The following is a 19,775-nucleotide window of genomic DNA, read 5'->3' on the forward strand; positions in this document are numbered from 1 at the left end:
CTTGACTAAACGTAACATTCCATGTGAGTATAATAAGTTCGTAGTACTGACAATTGACGTCGGCGCTACATTCCTGAAACAAAATTGTGAAAGTTTTATACGCCCCTTGCCCGAATATTTTCCTATCGGCGAGGATTCAAATAAGAAATTTGGTTGGGAACTATGTCCAAAATGAGCAAGAGAACTCTTATTGCTTCTACTGTTATGGGTGCATTCGCACTAACAGGTAGCGCAGTCTCTGCAGATACGCTTGAAGATCTTCATAAAGAAGAAGCGAAAATCCACGCGGCTGCAGCGAAATCTCAAGAAAAAATCAATACGTTGTTTGAACAATCTCAAGAACTACTTGTTGAGTATCGTCAAACAGTAGATGAGACAGAAAACCTTAAAATCTACAACGATTACATCGCAAGCCTAGTTGCAGATCAGCAGCGCGGTATCGATTCGTTGCAACGTCAAATCGACAGCATCGAACAAACTAAGCAGGGCATCGTTCCTCTTATGTTCCGCATGATCGATAGCCTTGAGCAATTCATCAAGCTAGACCGTCCAATTCACCTAGACGAGCGTCTTCAGCGCGTTGAGCGTCTTCGTGACCTTATGGCTAACTCTAACGTAACTGTTTCAGAGCAGTTCCGTCAGGTATTAGAAGCTTACCTAGTAGAAGTTGAATACGGTACTAAGATCAACTCTTACCAAGGTACTATCGACGACGCAGGCACAGAAGTTACTGTTGACTTCTTTAACCTAGGTCGTACGGCGCTAGTTGCACTTTCTCTAGACCAAACTCACGCATGGGTATGGAACAACGAAAGCCGCGCATGGGAAAAACTGGGTGACGAGTATCTGTCTTCAGTTGTTGACGCAGTTAAAATGGCTAACAACGTCATTCCTGCGGATCTGATTAAACTACCAATTAGCGCAGCGGAGTAATTGTTAATGAAACCAGTATTCAAATCTCTTTTAGCCGCTGCGACAGTTGCAGTTGCAGCAACCGGAGCGCAGGCTCAGGAAGCAAAGAGCCTGAAAGACCTTCTAGACCAGGTTCAACAGAACCGCGTTTCTGAAGCTCGCCTAGATAAGCAACGCGAAGCTGAGTTCCAATCAGCACGTGCTGACAAGCAAGCACTTCTTCGCAAAGCACAAGCAGATCTTAAAGCTGAACAAGCTCGTGGTGACCGTCTACAGAAGCAATTCTCAGACAACGAAGTTACATTAAACGAGAAAGCTGCTGAGCTAGACCAAGCTACAGGTACACTTGGTGAAATGTTCGGTGTGGTACGTCAAGCATCTTCTGAAGCTTACGGCCGTATCTCTACATCAATCGTAAGTGCACAATTCCCTGGCCGTGGTCAGTTCCTTGCTGAAATGTCAGAAGACTCTAAAGGTCTTCCAAACATTAAAGAACTTGAAGACCTATGGTTTGCTCTTCAGAAAGAAATGACTGAAGGCGGTGAAGTAGTTAAGTTCACTACAGAAGTTGTTAACCTTGACGGCGGTTCTTCACAGCAAGAAGTTGTTCGTGTTGGTACTTTCAACCTTGTTGGTGAAGCTGGTTACCTAGCGTATGACGCTGAAGCTGAAGTTGTTCAGCCTCTTGGTCGTCAACCAGATGGTCACTTTGTAGCTTCTGCTGACGAACTAATCGGCGCTAGTTCTGGTTTTGTTCCTTTCTTTGCTGACCCTTCTCAAGGTGCAATCCTTGGTCTATTGAAGCAAAAAGCGACAATGTCTGAGCGTTATCATGCTGGTGGTCCAGTTGGTTACACAATCACAATTATGCTTGCGATTGGCCTACTAATTGGTATCTACAAAATGATCACACTAACGATAACTGGTGGAAAAATGCGTTCACAGCTTAAGAACGTAAACAATCCTTCAGAAGGTAACCCACTAGGTCGTATCCTTAAAGTTTACCAAGAGAACAAGACTGCTGATGCAGAAAACCTTGAGCTTAAACTTGATGAAGCGATTCTTCGCGAGCTTCCAAAAATTGAAAGCGGCATCAACGTTATCAAGATCTTCGCAGCGATTGCTCCTCTACTAGGTCTACTAGGTACAGTACTAGGTATGATCGAGACATTCCAAACCATCACACTATTCGGTACAGGTGACCCACGTATGATGGCAGGAAGTATCTCTATGGCTCTTGTAACTACTGCTCAAGGTATTATCGCGGCTCTGCCTCTAATCCTTACTCACAGCATCGTAGCTTCTCGTAGCAAGTCAATCATCCACATTCTTGATGAGCAAACTGCGGGTATCGTAGCTGCTCACTCAGAGTCGGAGAAAGCGTAATATGAATTACCTGATTGGATTATTCGAATCGGTCAGGGACTTTATCGCTACCGGCGGTGACGTACTATACTTCGTTGCTGCCGCGCTCTTTCTCATGTGGGTTTTAATGATTGAGCGTTACTGGTATTTAACCTCGGTCTTCCCAAAGGTGAAGAAAAACATCATCGCGAATTGGGATGCCCGAGCAGATACCACATCATGGTATGCGCATAGAATCCGTGACGCGTGGATTTCTCAAGCGTCAGACGACCTTAACGCTAGAATGCTGATTATCAGAACCATTATTGCAATGTGTCCACTAATCGGTCTACTTGGAACAGTAACCGGTATGATCAGTGTTTTCGAGACAATGGCAACACAGGGCACCAGCAACGCTCGTCTAATGGCAGCTGGTATCTCTATGGCAACGATCCCGACAATGGCGGGAATGGTAGCCGCGCTATCTGGACTGTTCATCAGTTCACGTCTTGAAGCGAAAGTGAAGCTGGCAAGAGAAGGGCTAGTTGATAGCCTGCCACATCATTAGAGAGAGAGATTATGGCTCGAAAAGTCAGAACCGAGGAAGAAGATGCACAGATCGACATGACGCCCATGTTGGATATCGTGTTTATCATGCTGATCTTCTTTATCGTTACCACTGTTTTCGTTAAAGAAGCAGGGATCGAAGTCAACAAGCCAGATGCGAGCCAGGCGATTCTTCACAAAAATGCAAACATTTTCATCGCCGTAACTGAAGACGGAAATGTATGGCTAGATAAGCGTGAAGTTGCGCCGGACAGCGTAAGAGCGAATATTGAAAGACTGCTTACCGAGCAGCCTACTGACTACGTAATCATTCAAGCTGACGTAAAAGCGAAGCATGGTTTAGTAGTTGAGATTATGGATCAGGTTAAAGCCGCTGGCGTTAACCGAGTCTCGGTAGCGGCAAGGGGATAAGATGTTACGTATAATTGTATCTATACTTTTAGGTGCTGGTGTTGCATTTGCCCTTTTCGTTCTAATGGCCAAGTTGATTGAAAATTCATCTAGACCAGCAGACGAAGTACCGCCTGCACCGGTTATCGATATTGTAATGCAGGAACCAGACGACCAGACGCAGACGCGTACTCGTGTTCCACCACCACCGCCACCTCCGCCTCCACAGCCTCCTAAAATGGAGCAAGTAGAGCCGGAAACAGCGGAACCTGATGCAGATGGCTTTAGCTTAGCTATTCCAGCTATCGACACAGGTGGTGTTGGTGTAAACATCGGTGGTGTTGGTGCAATGCAGCGTGATGGTGAAGCAACACCTATCGTTCGTATCGACCCGAAATATCCACCTGATGCAGCCCGTGACGGCCGTGAAGGTTGGGTAAGACTGTCTTTCACCATCAACGAAGTTGGTGGTGTTGAAGATATCGAAGTTATCGAAGCTGAACCTAAGCGCGTATTCGACCGTGAAGCACGTCGTGCTCTACGTAAGTGGAAATACAAGCCTAAGATCGTTGATGGCAAGCCAGTTAAACAACCTGGCATGTTCGTACAGCTAGACTTTAAACTGGAGCAATGATCATGATGAAACGTACATTCAAAATGTCAGCCGTTGCTTTAGTGCTAGGCGCAGGTGCGGTGCTTTCAGCACCCGCTGCCCTAGCGCAGTCAGCACCTGTTGTTTGTCCTGGATATGAGAAAGGAAAAACAACGCTTGTAGGTGAGCGTACCGGTAAAAAAGTTCAGAAAGCTTTTGAGTTCTACAATGAAGACCAAGTTAATGAAGCACTAAACGTACTTTACGAAATCGACGCATCTGACGATTTCGATAGAGCTTACGTAAAGCGTTTTATTGGTAACTTACTTGCTGCGCAAGAAGGTCAAGGTGGTAAAGCTTTAGGGTATTTGGTTGAATCAGTTGAACCAAAAGTTCTAAATGACCTTGAACACTCTCAAACACTTAAATTACTAGGTGATTTGAGCATGCAGGAAGAGAAGTACACTGATGCCATTAAATGGTATAACAAGTGGATGGACTTCACGTGTAAAGAAGACGCAGACGTATATACGCGTTTGGCACAGGCTTACTTTGAATCTAAGCAACTAGCGAAGATGGTTGAGCCAGCAGACAAAGCGATTGCTTTGTATGAAGAGCCAAACAAAAACCCGTATGTATTAAAGCTAACTTCTTACTACGAGCGTAAGATGTACCCTGAAACGGTTGCTGTGGCGGAAGATCTTGTTAGAACTTTCCCTCAGGAAAAAACTTGGTGGTCACGTCTTGGCTTTTTCTACATCTTAGTTGAAGACTATAAGAAAGGTCTTTCAACGCTAGAACTTGCTTATATGCAGGGCTATCTAGAGAAAGAGTCAGAAATAAAGACGCTTGCTCAGCTTTATCAAAGTAACGGTATGCCTTACAAGGCGGCCAAGTTGCTTGAAAAGCACGTGAAAGAAGGCTTGCTAAAAAATGATGCCGATATGTTAGCAAACGTAGCTAATGCTTATCACCAGGCAAAGAACTTCAAAACAGCTGCCGACTTGTATGCACAAGCTGCTGCTAAGAGTTCAGACCCTGAGCATTATCGTAAGCAAGGTACACTTTTACTTGTAGCGGAAGACTACAAAGGCGCTATTAAAGCACTAGAGAATGCTCTAGAGCGTGGTGCTGAAGACCCTGAGAAGATTCACTTCACGTTAATGGAAGCGAACTTCTACGCAGGTAACTTCAAGTCTGCTTACAAGCACGTACAAGAAGCTAAGAAAGATCGCTCTCTACGCCGCAACGCTGCAGCGTGGGAACCTTATATCAAGGAAAAAGCGAAGAACCGCGGTATTAGTATCTAATATGTGGTTTTAGCAAAAAAGCCTCCCTTTGGGAGGCTTTTTTTTGCCCTTAATTTAGTAAGTGAACTTTTCTCGAATGGGATTTTATTTATAGGGCTTTAACACCAGTCCGCATTGGTCATTAGACACTCAACGAGATTTAAAATGTTCGTAATCGCGACTTGTTAACGCAGGTATAGTGGCTCTACGCCAAGCTGATTATTTGTATTTTCAGGCTACAGACTTTCTATTATTTGAAAGCAGGCAGAAGTGCTTCTCTTATAACAATAGTGACTTCTTTTAACCCACTTGCTTTTAGGTTTTCTTTGTTAAATTTAGAAACAAGTTGCTTCGCATTCATATCTGAATGTGTAAGTACTTTTCTGAGAAAGCGCTTCGTGTTAATGATTTCAACAAGACGCCATAGCGTATACAGTATTGTGTTATTTGGCTTGTTCAGTTGAGTATTTGCGCTTGGTGTAGGGTGAGTCTCCGCATAACGCGCAATTTTATGTAATATCGGCCAAACATCATCTAAAGTGCGTGTGCCTTGGGTAAAATGTACTAACTTTTCTACATAGATTGTCAGTATGCTAATGGGCACGTTGTCTAACTGGTTATCGAATTTAAAGCTCTCTTTTAGCGCTACCAATTCAGAAAGCAGTTTTTTTGCTCTGTTGGAATGAGGATATAACGCTAGTGCACTGGTTTCGCCACTGGCTTTATTAGGCTTTCGCCCATAGTCTACAATCTCAAATCCATTTCTTGTCCAAAAACTGTCTAACTTTTGTGTCGTTCCATAAGAAGTACAGATAGCGTCAATACTTTGCTTCTTGGCTTCATCACTAACTCTTTGTAGCAAGTAACTGCCCATACCCTTACTCTGCGCAAGCGTATCGACGGCAATACGGTTAATACGCCAATATCTAAACGTTGCTGTTTTTGCATCAGCAGACAACAGAGCAAGTCGCTGTGCACCTAAATGCCCTTTAGGACGACGCTTTCCAGACGCAATCCCCAATGCGCTATCGTTCAGGTAGTCGCTACCTTCAGCGTTTATGATTGCAGCACCTATCACGTTGTCGTTGAATTTAAGTATGGCAACAAGTACATCCGGGCTATCCATCAAGCGCATAAAATCATCGGGCGTAGTTTGATAATGGGCTAATGAAAGTAGCGACATTATTTGCTGAAGCGCGTCTTCGGAAATGCTTTTAAACGAACTTATGGAAAAATCGTAATCTATCGGTGGGTTAATACTGTTTTTGAAATTAATCTCGCCAATATTGCGCGCCGCATCTCTGTCCTCAAATAAACAAGTCGTATTGAAAAAGGCTTCAATGGGATCATGTTCGAACCATCGTAACGGCGTTGATAGTCTTAAATGGATAGCTGATGGCGGTAAACTAGGGATGAGTTTGTGAATAAAACCACTGCCTGAACCTTCATAACCCAAAAGCGTAGTACTAAGCACCCACTGCTTGTGGTTGGCTATGATCCGGTATACATCCGGGAGGGGGATTGAAGCCGCTTCATCAACAATTACAACGTCGTACTTTTCATCTTCTGTGGTATATAACAAGGCACTGTCAGGGGGCACCCATTTTACACTGCCAAACGTCGCTGCCTCATTCTTATCACCAAGGATTAGTTGGGTTTGAATGTTAGCGGTGGATTGTTGTTGTGTTCTGACACCTGCTATTTCGTACTGTTGAATACGTGAAAGCACGTTCTTCACATTATCAAAGCGTTCACTGGTTAATAGTACATTTTTACCCTGTCTGATTAGGCTTTCAATGAATATACCTAATAATGATGACTTGCCTCTGCCTCTTGGGGCAGTAATTAGCGCGTTTAGTTTATTAAGTGAGTGTGCTTGATATAAACGACTGTATGCCTGCTCTTGCTCTTCTGATTTAAATAGTGAGCCTCTATAGACGTTTGATGTTACGCCTTGGCTAATGCGGTACATAGCCGTATCTGGAAGCGTGGTTTTTTCTTCAGTGTGAAATGCCACGTAGTCGTTGTTGCGCAGGTGCTTTATAAAACGTTCGAGGTATCGACTCTGTTTAAGCGTAAACCCCTCCGACAGGAACGAGACCGAAATATTGTTAACCCATTCACTCAATACAGGGCAAATAAGTATTAAACAACCACTGCGTTTAACGATACCCGCCACTGCCATCACGTCGCCAGGTTTGAATGAATCGCGACAGTCTAATGTGGCAATGTCACATTCGCTCCCCAGCACTTGTTTGCGGTTCTTTCCCTTAAGTGTATCGCCAGCAAAATTCACAACGCTTATAGATGAGACTTCATCTACAAAGGCTTGAACGCTACGTATGGCAGCTTCACAAAAATCATCATTGCCAGATATTACAAGCATTCTCCGGTGAAGCGGGCAAGTCACGTTTGATAAGTGCGAAGCGTGAGAGCTTTTTTTGCAGCCATTTTCGCCGCTATTTTCAAAGTAGGGGGCTAATAGCCATTCGCGTAATTGAGTTAGCGCCATGAATCAGTTTTTTCGGTATAATCTAACGCTATAGTAGCGATTTATTATGAGGAATTCGAATGCGCTTTCTTTCTCGGCGTCTAGTTATGCCAAACGACCTTAATTACGCCAATTCTTTGTTCGGTGGCCGCGCGTTAGAATGGATAGACGAAGAAGCTGCAATTTGGGCTATTTGTCAGCTAGAAACTAATTGCTTGGTAACTAAGCATATTGGTGAAATTAGTTTCGAATCACCGGCTATGCAGGGTGATATCGTAGAGTTTGGTCTAGAAACTAAAGCTGTAGGCCGTACGTCTATTACCGTAAGCTGCTTGGTACGCAACAAAGCAACCAAGAAAACCATCTGTTTTGCAGACGATATCGTTTTCGTAAAGGTTGACCCTGATACGCGTCAACCGACGGCACACGGCAAAACGTTGGAAGTTTTAAAAGCACAAACTGACGATGAAGTACGTCGCCTAAATATGAATATTGACGCTGAATAGCCCTCAGCTTTCAACGCCTTATATCATATATAAAACCTTACGTTAGCTTAACGTCTTATCTGCTTGACGGCGTGTATCGAACTGGTAGACTCCGTCGCAGAAGTTGAGTTTGCTAGTTTGAGCAGCGCAACACTATACCAAGGGGTGTCCGTTTTCGGTCTGAGATCCACATTCGTGGGAACCCTTAAACCTGATCCGGATAATACCGGCGTAGGGATGGTTCACAATATAGCCTTATCACCTGCCGTTAGACCCGGATCTTTTTTCTTAAATAAGAATAAGAGATCCCATGTATAAAACACTTTTCACACTTTCACTGCTTGCTAGTTCCGTTGCGGCCTATGCGCAACAAACCAATGTAAGTAACACTTCAGATAGCACGCCATCAGATATTGAGCGCGTCATCGTATCTGGTGATTTTCGTCAAACTACACTCGACCAGTTAAGTGCTAGCGCGACCATTTTAGATCAAGAGCGTCTTCGCAGTAGACAGCCGAGCCATATCGACAGTGTGCTAAACAGTATTCCAAACGTAAACTTTGCAGCTGGTGCGTCTCGCGGCCGCTTCGTGCAAATTCGCGGTATTGGAGAGCGTAGTCAGTTCGCCGAGCCTATCAATCCTTCTGTAAGCTTTATCGTCGATGAATTTGATTTTTCAGGCCTTGCTGCGGCAGGTCTTATTTTTGATACTAAACAACTAGAGGTATATCGCGGACCTCAGGCTACCTTATACGGCACAGGTGCATTGGCCGGAGCGGTTAAACTCTCCAGTAATGACGTGGGTAGCGACGCCCCAGACTACGTTGAAGCCCGCATTGGGAACAAAGAGAGTTACCGTATTGAAGGCGCCACTGGTGATGATATCAACACGGATTGGGGCTATCGTGTTGCGCTGGTTCATAATCGCAGTGATGGCTTTGTAGAAAATACGTTCTTAAATAGAAGCGATACCGCGAATATCGATGAAACCGCACTGCGCTTTGCCGTTGAAGGCAGCGTAGATGAGCGAACCACACTTGCACTTACTTATCGCTGGTACGATATCGATAACGGTTACGATGCATTCTCGCTAGACAATGACAACAAAACGCTGTCTGATGAACCAGGATTTGACGAACACCAAACCCACGCTGTTAGCGCGCGCTCTACAACCAATACAGCAGCGGGCGACTTTATTCTAATTGCCACCCATGCTTCTCACAATATTGCTTATGGCTACGATGAAGACTGGACATTCACAGGGTTTCACCCGTGGGGTTATACGTCTTTTGACGCCTATTTTCGTGATGTAGAAACACAGACCGGCGAGATGCGTTTCGTGTCCTCTGACAGTGCCGCACTTTTTGATGGTATGACTGACTGGACAATAGGCGTATTTTATAAAAGCACGGAAGAAAAGCTGCTACGTCAGTACACTTATTTGGATAGTGACTTTGCCAGTGAATACACGCCTACGACGACCGCTATCTATGCTCAGACTGAAAGTCGTTTGAACGAAAATTTAGTACTTGTAGCAGGGTTAAGAGTAGAAAACTACGATTTTGATTACGCTGATAACAACCAGCTTACTCGCGCGTTCGACACCACCATGGTAGGCGGGAAAATCGCGCTTCAGTATACACAGGGCGATCACTTCTATTACGGCAGTATTTCACGCGGATATAAAGGTGCAGGTTTTAACCCCGACAGCCGCGTGAATGACAATCAGCGATTCTTCGACGAAGAGTATAACTGGAACTACGAAGTAGGCGTTAAGGGCCCATTATTTACACCTGACCTAATTGCTCGCGCTGCAATTTTCTATATGGATAGAAAAGATACTCAGGTGAGCGATTTTGACGTTATCACTCGTGATGACGGTACGGCAGGGTTCGTAGATATTATTGATAATGCTGATTTAGGAACAAACAAAGGAGCCGAGCTAGAGCTTAGCTGGATTGCTAGTGATGCATGGCAGCTTGATGCAAGTGTTGGTTACCTAAGCGCTACCTTTGAAGGGTATACGCTTGCAGACGGTACTGAAGTGTCTGAGCAAAGACAGGCTCAATCACCTAAGTGGACCGCAAACCTGTATAGTGAGTACGCACTTACAGATAACATGCTTTGGCGTGTAGATGTAGATTACAAAAGCGAATACCGTTTTTCTGACGGCCATGATGTAACCTCGCCAAGTACTACGCTGGTTAATTCGGAGATTGTGGTGCTACACGGTGATTGGCAGACATCACTGTGGGTACAAAATGCGTTTGATCGTGAGTACTACACCCGTGGGTTCGGTGGTTTCAGCAACGACCCTCGCGATGAGTATGCTTTCGATGAGCCATATTACCAAATAGGTAACGGTCGTCAGTTTGGCGTTACTGTTAAGTACGCGTTTTAAAATAAAAGGAAACAGACATGCAAGTTATGGTTGAACTGTCGTTGTACCCATTGGTTAACGAATACATTCCACCTATTCAAGATTTCATTGATAGGTTAAATAGCTATAGTGATATTGCAGTTTCAACAAGTTCAACCAGCACGCAGGTTACAGGTGACTATGGTGTGGTTATGAAAGTACTTGGTGAAGAAATACAAAGAACCCATGAAGAAGTGGGGCAAGCTATTTTCGTGGCCAAGTTCTTAAACTTCGATGCCATGCAATCTAGAAAATCATCTTAATGGCTAGCTTTTTTTCTGAGTTTACCTCACAAATTGCCGCTACTTCGCTTTTAGAGTGGGTAGCGGTTGTCCTCGCTATTGCCTATGTGCTGTTAGCCGCAAAACAGAACAGCTGGTGTTGGCTGTGCGCTTTTGTGAGTACCGCAATTTACACCTGGCTATTTTGGCAGGTGACTTTGCCATTTCAGTCTGCGCTTAACTTCTTTTATATGATAATGGCGGGATACGGTTATTATCAGTGGTCGAAAGGAGCGGAAGATGGCGATGTTAAGCCAGTGCTTCATTGGCCGTTCTGGGCTCATTTGCTCATTGTGCCGAGTATGTTATTGCTCGCTTGGGTTCTGTCTGAGGTGGCAGGCTCACAGTTCAATAGTGAGTACCTACTATTAGATGCGAGCATTAATTTATTGAGTGTAGTCACAACATTTATGGTGGCGCATAAAATCCTGCAAAACTGGGTTTATTGGTTTTTCATCAATTTAGCGTCCGCCTATTTATACCTGCAAGTGGGTTATGCATTATCTGCTTGCCTGTTCTTAGGCTATGTTGGTTTTGCGGTATTTGGGTATTACCAGTGGCTAGTACAATATAAAAAACAAGGTGAACAGGTTGGATATCATCGCCACGCTGCAAAAGGCGCTTAATCTTAGCGACAGTGCGAAAATTTCGTCACACCCTGCTGGAGCGGTAAATCACGTTTACCGCGTTCAAGAGCTCGCAGATAGTCAGTTAGCCTTGATAGCAAATAATCTTCAAAGTAGTGGGCAACTAAAGTCGGCTCATAACCCTGTCGACTTAGCGGTGAAATGGATGGGCGATGATGACTTTAGTGGGGTTAATCGTGCGCACCAATTTGCTTTGCAGCAACAGCTTTATAGGTTGGGAGTAGCGCCGCAACCTATATGGTTAAGCGATGATGAAACCATCTGGGTTGAGCAGTGGCTAGAGCACAGTGACAGTGCGACGCTTTCAATGCTTGAGCTGGCCAACACCCTCGCTCGTATTCATTCTTTGCCCATTACCGCTAGGCCATTAGATTTAGCATCAAGATGGCAGCATTATATTAATGTTGCACAGCTCGATATGAGCAGTGAGCTTTATCTAAAAGCCCAATCATTGCGGAAACAAGTAATAAAAAGTGAACAAGACGATGACGACTATGTGTTATGTCATAATGACTTGCTAACAAATCACTTATTACTGAGCGCAGATAACTCACTCAAAATTATTGATTGGGAATATGCCGCCATGGGAAACCGCTACTTCGATTTAGCAAGTTGCTGCCTTATCAATAAACTTGAAATCAATGAAAGTAGAGAGCTCGTTAAACATTACGCCAAGCTAATGAATATCGATGAGCACGACGCGATAGCGAAATTTGATCTGCACACCGAGATTGTCGCTATCACTAATGACCTGTGGTTTGCTGCGCTTAACGCCAATAAGGTCTAATTGTCATAAACTGCTCCGCATTTAAAAGTGACGCTGCATAGAAGTCGGTTTAACAGCGAGCAATAAGACAAAACACAGGTGATGGATAAAGCCTATTTGGTGTTATTCGATTGAAAAAACAGCGCATTGCGTGTTAATTAAGCATGCAGTGCATGGTAGTGATAAAAAGGCTTTACCTTTTTAATGTCATCCGTATAATGCACAGCGCGCTAGGGGTGTAGTTCGAATTGGTAGAACAGCGGTCTCCAAAACCGATGGTTGGGGGTTCGAGTCCCTCCACCCCTGCCACTTTCTCTTCTTGTGAACGTTTACGTTCAAATCCTAAATCGTTTCTTTGTTAAATTCTTCTTAAATTTTATTGGTTTCTGTTGCTAGTGCTTAATTTGCTGCAGCTGTTTTATTTCCTCTTATACCAAGGGCTAGGCATTATAAATTCGCGAATAATACTTAAGAATCAACGCTTGAGCATCAAAGAGCAAGTACAATCCAAGCAAAAGAACGCGATAGTTATTCAACCAAGCCTGCAACTTTAGTAAACTAAACAAATATAATGAACTATTCACGTTAGGTGTTTTTACGCAATGTCTCTTACTTCATATCAGCAGGCGGTTTTACAGGAAATGGGGATCCCTGTTTGGATCACCAAAGACGCCTACACTGAGCTAAAGCAGGAAGACCAAGCGAAACAAAACAACGCCAATGCAGCACAACGCAACGTCGGCAGTACAAATAGTTCATCGACACAGTTACCCTACAGCCAAAACGCTCAAACCAATAAGCCGCCTTCAAAGCCAATATCTCAAGAAGAAAAGCAATCACGGCTTGCTCAGTTGAGAGCAAATGTTGGCAGTAGCGCGAAAGATAAGGCTAAGCCTAAAGACGGCGGGGCAGCAAAACTTTCCCCACCTGGCGGGTCGCACAATGACGGGAAAGCAGGGCAAAGCGAAACAGGTGCTTCACAGTCACACAACATTTCGCCGTCTTTCGACAATGCGGTTACCTCGCAAGAGTCTTTAACAAAGTCTATTGGCGCAAAAGGGCCGGTATCGCCTGAAGGTATCCCGTTAAGTGCCGAACAGAAAGCTAAATCACAGCAATGGCTGAAGGACTTGCAGCTAGCCTGTGTTCAGTTGGGTATACCGTCACAGTGGGCTAACACCATAATGATTGGCCGTGCGCTATCGGTAACCGAAACGGCCATTGTATTGCCAGCCACACCGCTAAAACTCTCAACTGTGCAGAAACGGGAACTGTGGGCGCAGCTTATCAGCGCAGCACGCGAATTAAACCACTCCGCTAACGGCCAGTAGTCGCGTCGATGAATTTAACAATCGTACCGCCACAAGGCTTTAACGAGCACATTGAACTTGCGCATGCTATCCATCAAGAGGCACAAGTGTCGCCTTGGAAACTAAGTACCTTCGCGGATTGTTTCACCAAACCCTATTATGGGGTGTTTGCCTTTGAAAATGACAAGATTGTTGGCTATGCCATCATGCTTGAAGTCGTTGATGAAGCTACGCTGATGGATATTGCGGTAGACAGTGGCGCAAGAGGCAAGGGGGTAGGTCGCGCTTTAGTTGATTTTGTCATTGAGACATCGGTAAAAAATGCAATGCGTGAAATGTGGCTAGAAGTGCGTGAAAGTAACCATACTGCTATTGCGCTTTATGAGAGCTCGGGGTTTCAGCATATAGAAACCCGCAAAAATTATTACACCGTAAAAAATAATGATAACGGGCATGACAAGAGTAATGGAAACAGCGCACAAAAAGAAAACGCTAAAATCATGAAGTGGACAAATCCCACCTTAGCCTAGTGTTTGTAATCCTAGGCATATACGTTTCGCGTATATCAAAGCATTATCTGAACTCAGCATACGCTTCCAGACCATAGCCGTGCGTGTTTAAATTAGAACACGTCCCCATCAATCAAGGTAGAAATAGCATGGCTAAAGTGCTCAACAAGGCTTTAATCTCATCAAAACGATTTGCTATAAATGTGGTTACCTACAAAGAGGGTCATAGCGTGTTAGAACATAATGACCCTATGGGCAGCGGGCGTTACTTTAAATTTAATGTAGTACTAAAAAAGCCGAAGCGCGGCGGTCAATTTTGGGCAGAGAAAGTCATCTTTAATCTCTTTAACCGCATTTACTTTTTTCGGCCAGATAAGTACATGCACAGCGTTAGCAAAATAGAAAAAGGGGAGCGGAAGCTGCTGTCTGTTGCATTGTACCTATAAGTCATAGTGTTTATCAGTGATTAACCACCCGTATAGCAAAGTTTCCACAAGGTTTTAAAAAGTTGACCATTTGGTCGATAAATTGGCGTCTTTGCACGGTCAGGAAGGTTTTAATCCCTTGCTAATTCACTTATATTTGCGCCCTCAAAATTCTCCGCCTACATTCAGCTTACCAGGCGGTAGAAACTTCTCTTAACGCAGTTCGTGTAATTGGATTTTTTAAAACGCATGTCTTCATCATCGGTGGCGGAAAAAGAGCAATCAAAAGGCATTAAAATGCTTTTGGTTGCGGTGTTGTGTTTAGGACTTAACTGGCCAGGCATGAAATTAGGGCTTGAGATTGTAGGGCCTGTATGGATGGTGTGCTTGCGCTTCTTGTTAAGCCTTCCCGTACTCGCGCTGTTTGTACTTATCACCAAAAAACGTTTACCGGTGCTCAATCGTAAAGATCGCTCGGTGGTGTTTGTCGTTGCCTTTTTCCAGTTTATCCTATCAATGGGGCTTATTACTGTCTCACTGCAGTTTATTCCTGCCGGCACGGCCAGTATTCTTATTTACACTACACCGCTTTGGATGCTGCTTATCGACACTCTATGGTATCGGCAACGTCCGCCTTCTAAGCGATTAATTCTAACCGGTATATCTACCATTGGCTGTGCAATGATTTTATTTGCTTCGGGACAACCGGGCGCATGGCTACCGCTCTTTAGTATGTTGCTGGCATCTGCATTGTGGGCGGTCGCTATTCGAAGAGTGTCTTTTCATAAGTGGAAGGGAAGCGTCATTGAAGCTGTCTTCTGGCAGTTTACCATCGCAGGTTTCGCCATGCTTGCTATTGCACTGATAGTTGAACCAACACCTAATTTTGGGGCTTACGATATAAGCGATTGGTTACTATTGGCGTACATTGGGCCAGTGGCAACGGGTCTCGGTTTTGGCCTCATGGTAGCGGCGGGGCCTAAATTACCCCCAGATAAAATTGTTCTTATTAGTACACTCACGCCGATAGTGGGTTATGTAAGCTCTGTGATATTGCTTAAAGAAACGCTGCTGCCTATGGTTATGGCCGGTGCAATATTGATGATAGCTGCGCTAATAGTAAATGGCCTTCCTCAAAGCACACTTAAAAAGATATTAGGTAAAGGCCACGCGAAATAAAGGTAAGTTAAAGAGTTAGTCGAGGCTGTATAAAATCTAAAAACGCAGAGATACGAGACGATACTGCACTATTTTTATAGTATACCGCTTGTACCGACTCTCTGCGGTTTGGACTGACGATATCGTCGCGAAATAGCGCTACCAGCGAGCCTGCACTGATATCTTTGTGTACCATAAAGTGAGAAAGTAACGCGATACCTTGACCTGCCAAGCACAGCTGGCGAATAGTTTCGCCGCTTGACGCACGAAGACTGTACTGCAAGTTAATATCTTGCTTGAGCGGCCATTTATTTAGACTTGGTGAGTCGCTAAAACCAATCAGTTTGTGTTTGTTTAGCGTGCTAATTCCATCCTCACCTTCAGATATGGGATATTTTTCAAGATACTGTGGGCTTGCCACAATATGCAGCTTACTTTTTCCTAAACGTCGAGCGTGCAAGTTAGAGTCGCTTAAATCACCAATACGTATTGCGATATCGGTTTTATGTTCCAACAGGTCGATAATGCTGTCGTGACTGGTGATATCGAGTGTTATGTCAGGAAATGCTTCTCGAAATTCACCCACTAACGGCGCTAGCTGGTGGAACACAAAGGGGCTCGCAGCATCAACCCGAAGTTTTCCAGAAGGGGCGCGTTTTAATAGCCGTAATGCTTCTTCACCTTTTTCTAATATATTTAGCCCGTCTCTGGCATATTGCAGGAAAAGCTCACCTTCTTCTGTTAATTCCAGCCTTCTGGTAGTGCGATTCAATAGGGTTACATCTAAGCCATCTTCAAGACGGGTAACTGCTCTACTCACTTTTGCAACCTGCTGATTGAGTAGATTGGCAGCACTGGAAAAACTACCTGTATCCACAACGGTTAGGAACGCTTCTAAATCTTCAGTTTTTGATGAGACTGGCATCGCACACCTTATATTTTCAAATATCGCAAAAGTATTTTGTCATTAGTGCTGTTTTTTGCAAATAAATTTATCGTCAAACTGTACGCACTTTATTAATGGCTTTCAAAAAACGGTGTAGTTGTTCGTTCTAGAAGCCAATGGTGGCGTTGTTAATCAAGCCATCTCGTTAATTACTTTTTGAGGATAATTGAAATGCCTATTGCATTATTTGCGTTAACGTTAAGTGCGTTTGCTATTGGCACAACAGAGTTCGTGATAGTGGGGCTTGTCCCCACCATTGCTACTGATCTTGGCGTTACGTTACCGAGCGCAGGCTTACTTGTAAGCGTGTACGCCGTTGGTGTTGCCGTTGGCGCACCGGTTCTTACCGCCCTTACGGGAAAGTGGAATAGAAAGCATGTTCTGCTTAGCTTAATGGCGCTATTTGTGGCTGGTAATATTCTTGCTTGGCAAGCGCCTAGCTACGAGAGCTAAATTTAGCTCGCATTTTGACAGGCTTAGCGCACGGTGTGTTCTTTTCCATAGGGTCAACTATTGCTACAGGGCTAGTGGCGAAAGAAAAAGAAGCCAGTGCTATTGCCATTATGTTTACGGGCTTAACTGTAGCCTTGGTTACTGGCGTACCTTTGGGTACCTGGATTGGTCAAAACTTCGGTTGGAGAGCAACCTTCCTTGTGGTTTCCGCGCTTGGCACACTTGCGCTAATAGGCAGTGCGTTGCTGGTACCGAACAATCTTAAACAAAGTAAACCGGCCACCTTGAGTGAACAAATGAAAGTGTTGGTTCAGCCTCGTCTGGTATTAGTGTATCTAATGACGATATTGGGCTATGGCGGCACATTTACGGCATTCACCTATCTCGCTTCTATATTGCAGGAAGAGGCGGGGTTTGCGCCCTCAGCCATCAGCTTAATTATGCTGGTTTACGGTGTATCTGTCGCGGTAGGCAATATTTATGGCGGCAAGCTTGCTGACAAAAAAGGCCCAATCCGCGCGTTAACTATCATCTTTTCAGCCCTTGCAGTCATCTTGTTTGCCCTGACGTTTACCATGGGCAGTAAAGTTGCCGCAGTGATCACCGTTTTAGTGTGGGGCGCCTTTGCCTTTGGCAATGTTCCGGGACTTCAGGTGTACGTTGTTCAATTAGCAGAGAAGTTTACCCCTAATGCTGTTGATGTCGCTTCAGGTTTAAATATCGCGGCATTTAACATTGGCATAGCAGTGGGTTCAATTCTGGGCGGTGCAATTGTAGACGGCATGCAGTTATCTGATACCGCATGGATTGGCGCAATCATTTCTGTTGCAGCGTTACTTGTTACACGTTACAGCGGCTACTTAGACAAGCGCGCACTCAGTACTGCGAATACGGCGAATAACACAACGAGCGCGTAGGGAGGTCATAATGACGACAAATACCTTTGATAAGCTTGCACAACACACGTTCTCAGTAGGTGTAGAGCTTCCGCTAGATAACGACTAAGCGCAAGAACCTGGAAACCAATTTCAAAGCGCTTGAACTTACCTTAGGCGCTGACGATATCGCAAAGATTGACGCGCTAGATTGTGGCGACCGTCAAGCTAACCCAGATTTTTCACCTGCGTGGGACTAATCGGAAAAATCACTGTGTTAAGGAGCGTTTATGCAAGCTAACGTTTGGCAATTTGAGCAAGCTGGCGCATCACTGGTACAGCAGGTACGCGAGTTTTCTGAGCCAAAGGCAGGGCGTATTGTCGTGCGCAACTATGCTATTGGCATTAACCCAGTTGACTGGAAGTTTATCGATGATAACCCGCGCGACTGGGAAAAAGGGTATATTCCCGGTGTGGACGGTGCGGGTGTTGTTGTCGCTGCATGATTATGGCGATTTGTCACAGTGGCAGCGTTTGGTGAAAGACGGTGAGGCTCTACTTGAGCAAGTTGCTGCGCAAACGTTGGTTGTCGAAATACCTAACGTGTTTGAATTCGATAATTTGAACAACGCGCTGCAATTTTCAAAAGAAGACAAACGAAAGGCAGTGGTTGCGGTTTCATAAAGCCGGAATGATTAAGGTCCTTCTCTATCCTTAGCGATCTAAAGGGCTTCCTCTGCTCGCCTAAAGGCTTCGACGATATCGTCGAAGCCTTTTTTATTGGGTCAGTACATTTCAAGGTCAACAGGCCCTAGAAGTAGCAAATCAACTTTTCGTCCACAAATTTTAACCGGTAAGCGTTATAACTACAGGTCTTTTAAGTAAACGTGTGGTGTCGTGTAGGCTGGAATTTGTTAAGTAGACTGTGTACTACATAAATAACGCACAGGCTAAGTGCAATAGCTACGACTACCGATGAAAAGCGATACAGCGCACTATAAAAAATATCCTGTTGTGGAGAGAGTGACTGGCCGTACAAAATGCCAAATGTGGTAAGTACGCCAAAGCCCGTGCCAGCACCACCACCGCTAAGTACATGCTGGCGGCTGATGAAAAATACCAATATCCATAAGCTGAAACTTGCGAAAAACAACGTGTCACTGTAGTTGAGCAAAATGAGCTGGGCGAGCAGGGCAAGATTACATCCAATTAGCGTGCCCAGCGCTCGCTGCCAGCCACTCAATGTGGCTCCTTTCCAACACAGTGGAAAAAGAATCAATACACTTGCTGCTTGTGCTGATATCGAATCTACTAAGTCGAAGGTTTGAAATACAGCAAACGATAGCGTGGCGACAGTGGTGCATAATATGACTTCGTGGCGAATACTTGCTTTATCTTTTGCCGCTTTGGGTAAAGGCGTGCGCGGCTCCTCATCGGGAAAAACAATATGCAAAGCGAATGCAATTATTAATGCCAACAGAATTGCACTGATGTTTGATATCACTAATGCGTAGATATCTATTCCATCGCTGCTGTAGCTGGCAAAGTGTAGCTGCAGCGAAAGTCCTACAAGGGAAAACGCACCGAATAAATACAGCGTACCTTTACTCATTTGCCAAAACAGAAAAGCGAAAGTGATGGCGATTAGCGGCGTGATCAGCAATGGGTGGCTTCCGAACAAGCCGTATACCACTAAAACAGCCGCCGCCGGAAAGATAGTTGCGGCAAGAAATTGTCGAATAATGTGACCATTTAAAACGGCTACCAGTCCAAGCAACAAAATAGGGTACAAGGTAAAAAATATCGGATTAGGCCAATCCAGCGCTTTCGATATAGCAAAGCCCAACGTGGCGCCGGAGGCGATCCTAAGCATCTGCTGGACATCATTTTTACTTAGCTGTGAATCCATAATTTAA

Annotated in this window: 20 protein-coding genes, 1 tRNA gene, 2 pseudogenes and 1 riboswitch; of the genes and pseudogenes, 20 read left to right on the forward strand and 3 right to left on the reverse strand. The window is 44.6% G+C overall.

What is annotated here, in order from left to right; genetic code table 11:
• Positions 1 to 171: 171 nt before the first annotated feature.
• From QME20_RS07680 to QME20_RS07705, 6 genes are read left to right on the forward strand one after another with little or no spacing between them, the layout of a single operon-like run.
• Complete coding sequence (locus tag QME20_RS07680) at positions 172 to 933, forward strand: DUF3450 domain-containing protein (RefSeq protein WP_014948702.1); 762 nt, start codon at positions 172 to 174, stop codon at positions 931 to 933.
• Between the two features lie 6 nt (positions 934 to 939).
• A complete protein-coding gene (locus QME20_RS07685) occupies positions 940 to 2,298 on the forward strand; it encodes a MotA/TolQ/ExbB proton channel family protein (protein WP_014975938.1) in 1,359 nt (452 codons plus the stop codon).
• Position 2,299: 1 nt separating this feature from the next.
• Positions 2,300 to 2,824 (forward strand): MotA/TolQ/ExbB proton channel family protein, encoded by a 525-nt coding sequence (locus tag QME20_RS07690; RefSeq protein ID WP_012517736.1) that lies wholly within the window; start codon positions 2,300 to 2,302, stop codon positions 2,822 to 2,824.
• A gap of 11 nt (positions 2,825 to 2,835) precedes the next feature.
• Positions 2,836 to 3,234 (forward strand): biopolymer transporter ExbD, encoded by a 399-nt coding sequence (locus QME20_RS07695; RefSeq protein ID WP_012517737.1) that lies wholly within the window; start codon positions 2,836 to 2,838, stop codon positions 3,232 to 3,234.
• Position 3,235: 1 nt separating this feature from the next.
• Positions 3,236 to 3,847 carry an energy transducer TonB gene (locus QME20_RS07700; RefSeq protein ID WP_014948704.1) on the forward strand — a complete coding sequence of 204 codons (612 nt, stop codon included), beginning with the start codon at positions 3,236 to 3,238 and terminating at the stop codon, positions 3,845 to 3,847.
• Between the two features lie 2 nt (positions 3,848 to 3,849).
• Positions 3,850 to 5,115, forward strand: a complete 1,266-nt coding sequence (locus tag QME20_RS07705) for a tetratricopeptide repeat protein (RefSeq protein ID WP_014975939.1) — start codon at positions 3,850 to 3,852, stop codon at positions 5,113 to 5,115.
• A 229-nt stretch (positions 5,116 to 5,344) separates the two neighbouring features.
• On the opposite strand, the gene QME20_RS07710 is transcribed toward QME20_RS07705, so the two are convergent.
• Positions 5,345 to 7,606, reverse strand: coding sequence for a GNAT family N-acetyltransferase (locus QME20_RS07710; protein WP_281715725.1), 2,262 nt, complete (start codon positions 7,604 to 7,606; stop codon positions 5,345 to 5,347).
• A 59-nt stretch (positions 7,607 to 7,665) separates the two neighbouring features.
• On the opposite strand from QME20_RS07710, the gene QME20_RS07715 reads away from it, so the two are divergent.
• From QME20_RS07715 to QME20_RS07760, 10 genes are all read left to right on the forward strand, one after another.
• Positions 7,666 to 8,091, forward strand: coding sequence for a hotdog domain-containing protein (locus QME20_RS07715; RefSeq protein ID WP_039233250.1), 426 nt, complete (start codon positions 7,666 to 7,668; stop codon positions 8,089 to 8,091).
• A 130-nt stretch (positions 8,092 to 8,221) separates the two neighbouring features.
• Positions 8,222 to 8,325: riboswitch (TPP riboswitch) on the forward strand.
• A gap of 55 nt (positions 8,326 to 8,380) precedes the next feature.
• Entirely contained in the window at positions 8,381 to 10,471 is a 2,091-nt protein-coding gene (locus QME20_RS07720) for a TonB-dependent receptor (RefSeq protein WP_187447333.1), read from the forward strand.
• Between the two features lie 17 nt (positions 10,472 to 10,488).
• A complete protein-coding gene (locus QME20_RS07725; protein WP_281715726.1) occupies positions 10,489 to 10,752 on the forward strand; it encodes a hypothetical protein in 264 nt (87 codons plus the stop codon).
• A complete protein-coding gene (gene pnuC / locus QME20_RS07730) occupies positions 10,752 to 11,396 on the forward strand; it encodes a nicotinamide riboside transporter PnuC (RefSeq protein WP_014975944.1) in 645 nt (214 codons plus the stop codon). The genes QME20_RS07725 and pnuC overlap by 1 nt, the downstream gene beginning before the upstream one ends.
• Entirely contained in the window at positions 11,353 to 12,204 is an 852-nt protein-coding gene (locus tag QME20_RS07735) for a phosphotransferase (RefSeq protein ID WP_239238665.1), read from the forward strand. The genes pnuC and QME20_RS07735 overlap by 44 nt, the downstream gene beginning before the upstream one ends.
• A gap of 211 nt (positions 12,205 to 12,415) precedes the next feature.
• A tRNA-Trp gene (locus QME20_RS07740) sits at positions 12,416 to 12,492 on the forward strand.
• A gap of 293 nt (positions 12,493 to 12,785) precedes the next feature.
• Entirely contained in the window at positions 12,786 to 13,514 is a 729-nt protein-coding gene (locus QME20_RS07745) for an alanine acetyltransferase (RefSeq protein WP_187447335.1), read from the forward strand.
• Positions 13,515 to 13,522: 8 nt separating this feature from the next.
• Complete coding sequence (rimI, locus tag QME20_RS07750; RefSeq protein WP_281715727.1) at positions 13,523 to 14,023, forward strand: ribosomal protein S18-alanine N-acetyltransferase; 501 nt, start codon at positions 13,523 to 13,525, stop codon at positions 14,021 to 14,023.
• 128 nt (positions 14,024 to 14,151) lie between these two features.
• Positions 14,152 to 14,448, forward strand: coding sequence for a hypothetical protein (locus QME20_RS07755; protein WP_014975948.1), 297 nt, complete (start codon positions 14,152 to 14,154; stop codon positions 14,446 to 14,448).
• Between the two features lie 228 nt (positions 14,449 to 14,676).
• On the forward strand, positions 14,677 to 15,606 hold the full coding sequence (locus tag QME20_RS07760; RefSeq protein WP_281715728.1) for a DMT family transporter: 930 nt from the start codon (positions 14,677 to 14,679) through the stop codon (positions 15,604 to 15,606).
• A gap of 7 nt (positions 15,607 to 15,613) precedes the next feature.
• Here QME20_RS07760 and QME20_RS07765 read toward each other — a convergent pair whose 3' ends face one another.
• On the reverse strand, positions 15,614 to 16,510 hold the full coding sequence (locus tag QME20_RS07765) for a LysR family transcriptional regulator (RefSeq protein WP_014948715.1): 897 nt from the start codon (positions 16,508 to 16,510) through the stop codon (positions 15,614 to 15,616).
• Between the two features lie 192 nt (positions 16,511 to 16,702).
• On the opposite strand from QME20_RS07765, the pseudogene QME20_RS07770 reads away from it, so the two are divergent.
• The 4 genes and pseudogenes from QME20_RS07770 (at position 16,703) to QME20_RS07780 (ending at position 18,543) form a co-directional block, all read left to right on the forward strand.
• A pseudogene (locus QME20_RS07770) lies at positions 16,703 to 17,901 on the forward strand (MFS transporter).
• A gap of 80 nt (positions 17,902 to 17,981) precedes the next feature.
• A pseudogene (gene dkgB, locus QME20_RS19705) lies at positions 17,982 to 18,119 on the forward strand (2,5-didehydrogluconate reductase DkgB); the annotation flags it as partial.
• A 30-nt stretch (positions 18,120 to 18,149) separates the two neighbouring features.
• Positions 18,150 to 18,365 carry a hypothetical protein gene (locus tag QME20_RS07775; protein ID WP_049587705.1) on the forward strand — a complete coding sequence of 72 codons (216 nt, stop codon included), beginning with the start codon at positions 18,150 to 18,152 and terminating at the stop codon, positions 18,363 to 18,365.
• Positions 18,352 to 18,543: a hypothetical protein gene (locus QME20_RS07780; RefSeq protein ID WP_231506428.1), complete on the forward strand. Its 192-nt coding sequence runs from the start codon at positions 18,352 to 18,354 to the stop codon at positions 18,541 to 18,543. Before QME20_RS07775 ends, QME20_RS07780 begins: the two co-directional genes overlap by 14 nt.
• 193 nt (positions 18,544 to 18,736) lie before the next feature.
• On the opposite strand, the gene QME20_RS07785 is transcribed toward QME20_RS07780, so the two are convergent.
• A complete protein-coding gene (locus tag QME20_RS07785) occupies positions 18,737 to 19,768 on the reverse strand; it encodes a DUF2955 domain-containing protein (RefSeq protein ID WP_281715729.1) in 1,032 nt (343 codons plus the stop codon).
• Positions 19,769 to 19,775: the final 7 nt, after the last annotated feature.

Origin of the sequence: Alteromonas sp. CyTr2, from assembly GCF_947311905.1 — a bacterium.
GTDB classification, from domain to species: domain Bacteria; phylum Pseudomonadota; class Gammaproteobacteria; order Enterobacterales; family Alteromonadaceae; genus Alteromonas; species Alteromonas macleodii.

Coding starts and splice junctions, on each gene's coding strand:
- QME20_RS07765 (WP_014948715.1), bottom strand. CDS start 16,510: ATGCCAGTCTCATCAAAAACTGAAGATTTAGAAGCGTTCCTAACCGTT.
- rimI (WP_281715727.1), top strand. CDS start 13,523: ATGAATTTAACAATCGTACCGCCACAAGGCTTTAACGAGCACATTGAA.
- QME20_RS07705 (WP_014975939.1), top strand. CDS start 3,850: ATGATGAAACGTACATTCAAAATGTCAGCCGTTGCTTTAGTGCTAGGC.
- QME20_RS07755 (WP_014975948.1), top strand. CDS start 14,152: ATGGCTAAAGTGCTCAACAAGGCTTTAATCTCATCAAAACGATTTGCT.
- pnuC (WP_014975944.1), top strand. CDS start 10,752: ATGGCTAGCTTTTTTTCTGAGTTTACCTCACAAATTGCCGCTACTTCG.
- QME20_RS07690 (WP_012517736.1), top strand. CDS start 2,300: ATGAATTACCTGATTGGATTATTCGAATCGGTCAGGGACTTTATCGCT.
- QME20_RS07785 (WP_281715729.1), bottom strand. CDS start 19,768: ATGGATTCACAGCTAAGTAAAAATGATGTCCAGCAGATGCTTAGGATC.
- QME20_RS07685 (WP_014975938.1), top strand. CDS start 940: ATGAAACCAGTATTCAAATCTCTTTTAGCCGCTGCGACAGTTGCAGTT.
- QME20_RS07695 (WP_012517737.1), top strand. CDS start 2,836: ATGGCTCGAAAAGTCAGAACCGAGGAAGAAGATGCACAGATCGACATG.
- QME20_RS07680 (WP_014948702.1), top strand. CDS start 172: ATGAGCAAGAGAACTCTTATTGCTTCTACTGTTATGGGTGCATTCGCA.
- QME20_RS07710 (WP_281715725.1), bottom strand. CDS start 7,606: ATGGCGCTAACTCAATTACGCGAATGGCTATTAGCCCCCTACTTTGAA.
- QME20_RS07720 (WP_187447333.1), top strand. CDS start 8,381: ATGTATAAAACACTTTTCACACTTTCACTGCTTGCTAGTTCCGTTGCG.
- QME20_RS07725 (WP_281715726.1), top strand. CDS start 10,489: ATGCAAGTTATGGTTGAACTGTCGTTGTACCCATTGGTTAACGAATAC.
- QME20_RS07700 (WP_014948704.1), top strand. CDS start 3,236: ATGTTACGTATAATTGTATCTATACTTTTAGGTGCTGGTGTTGCATTT.
- QME20_RS07715 (WP_039233250.1), top strand. CDS start 7,666: ATGCGCTTTCTTTCTCGGCGTCTAGTTATGCCAAACGACCTTAATTAC.
- QME20_RS07775 (WP_049587705.1), top strand. CDS start 18,150: ATGCAAGCTAACGTTTGGCAATTTGAGCAAGCTGGCGCATCACTGGTA.
- QME20_RS07760 (WP_281715728.1), top strand. CDS start 14,677: ATGTCTTCATCATCGGTGGCGGAAAAAGAGCAATCAAAAGGCATTAAA.
- QME20_RS07745 (WP_187447335.1), top strand. CDS start 12,786: ATGTCTCTTACTTCATATCAGCAGGCGGTTTTACAGGAAATGGGGATC.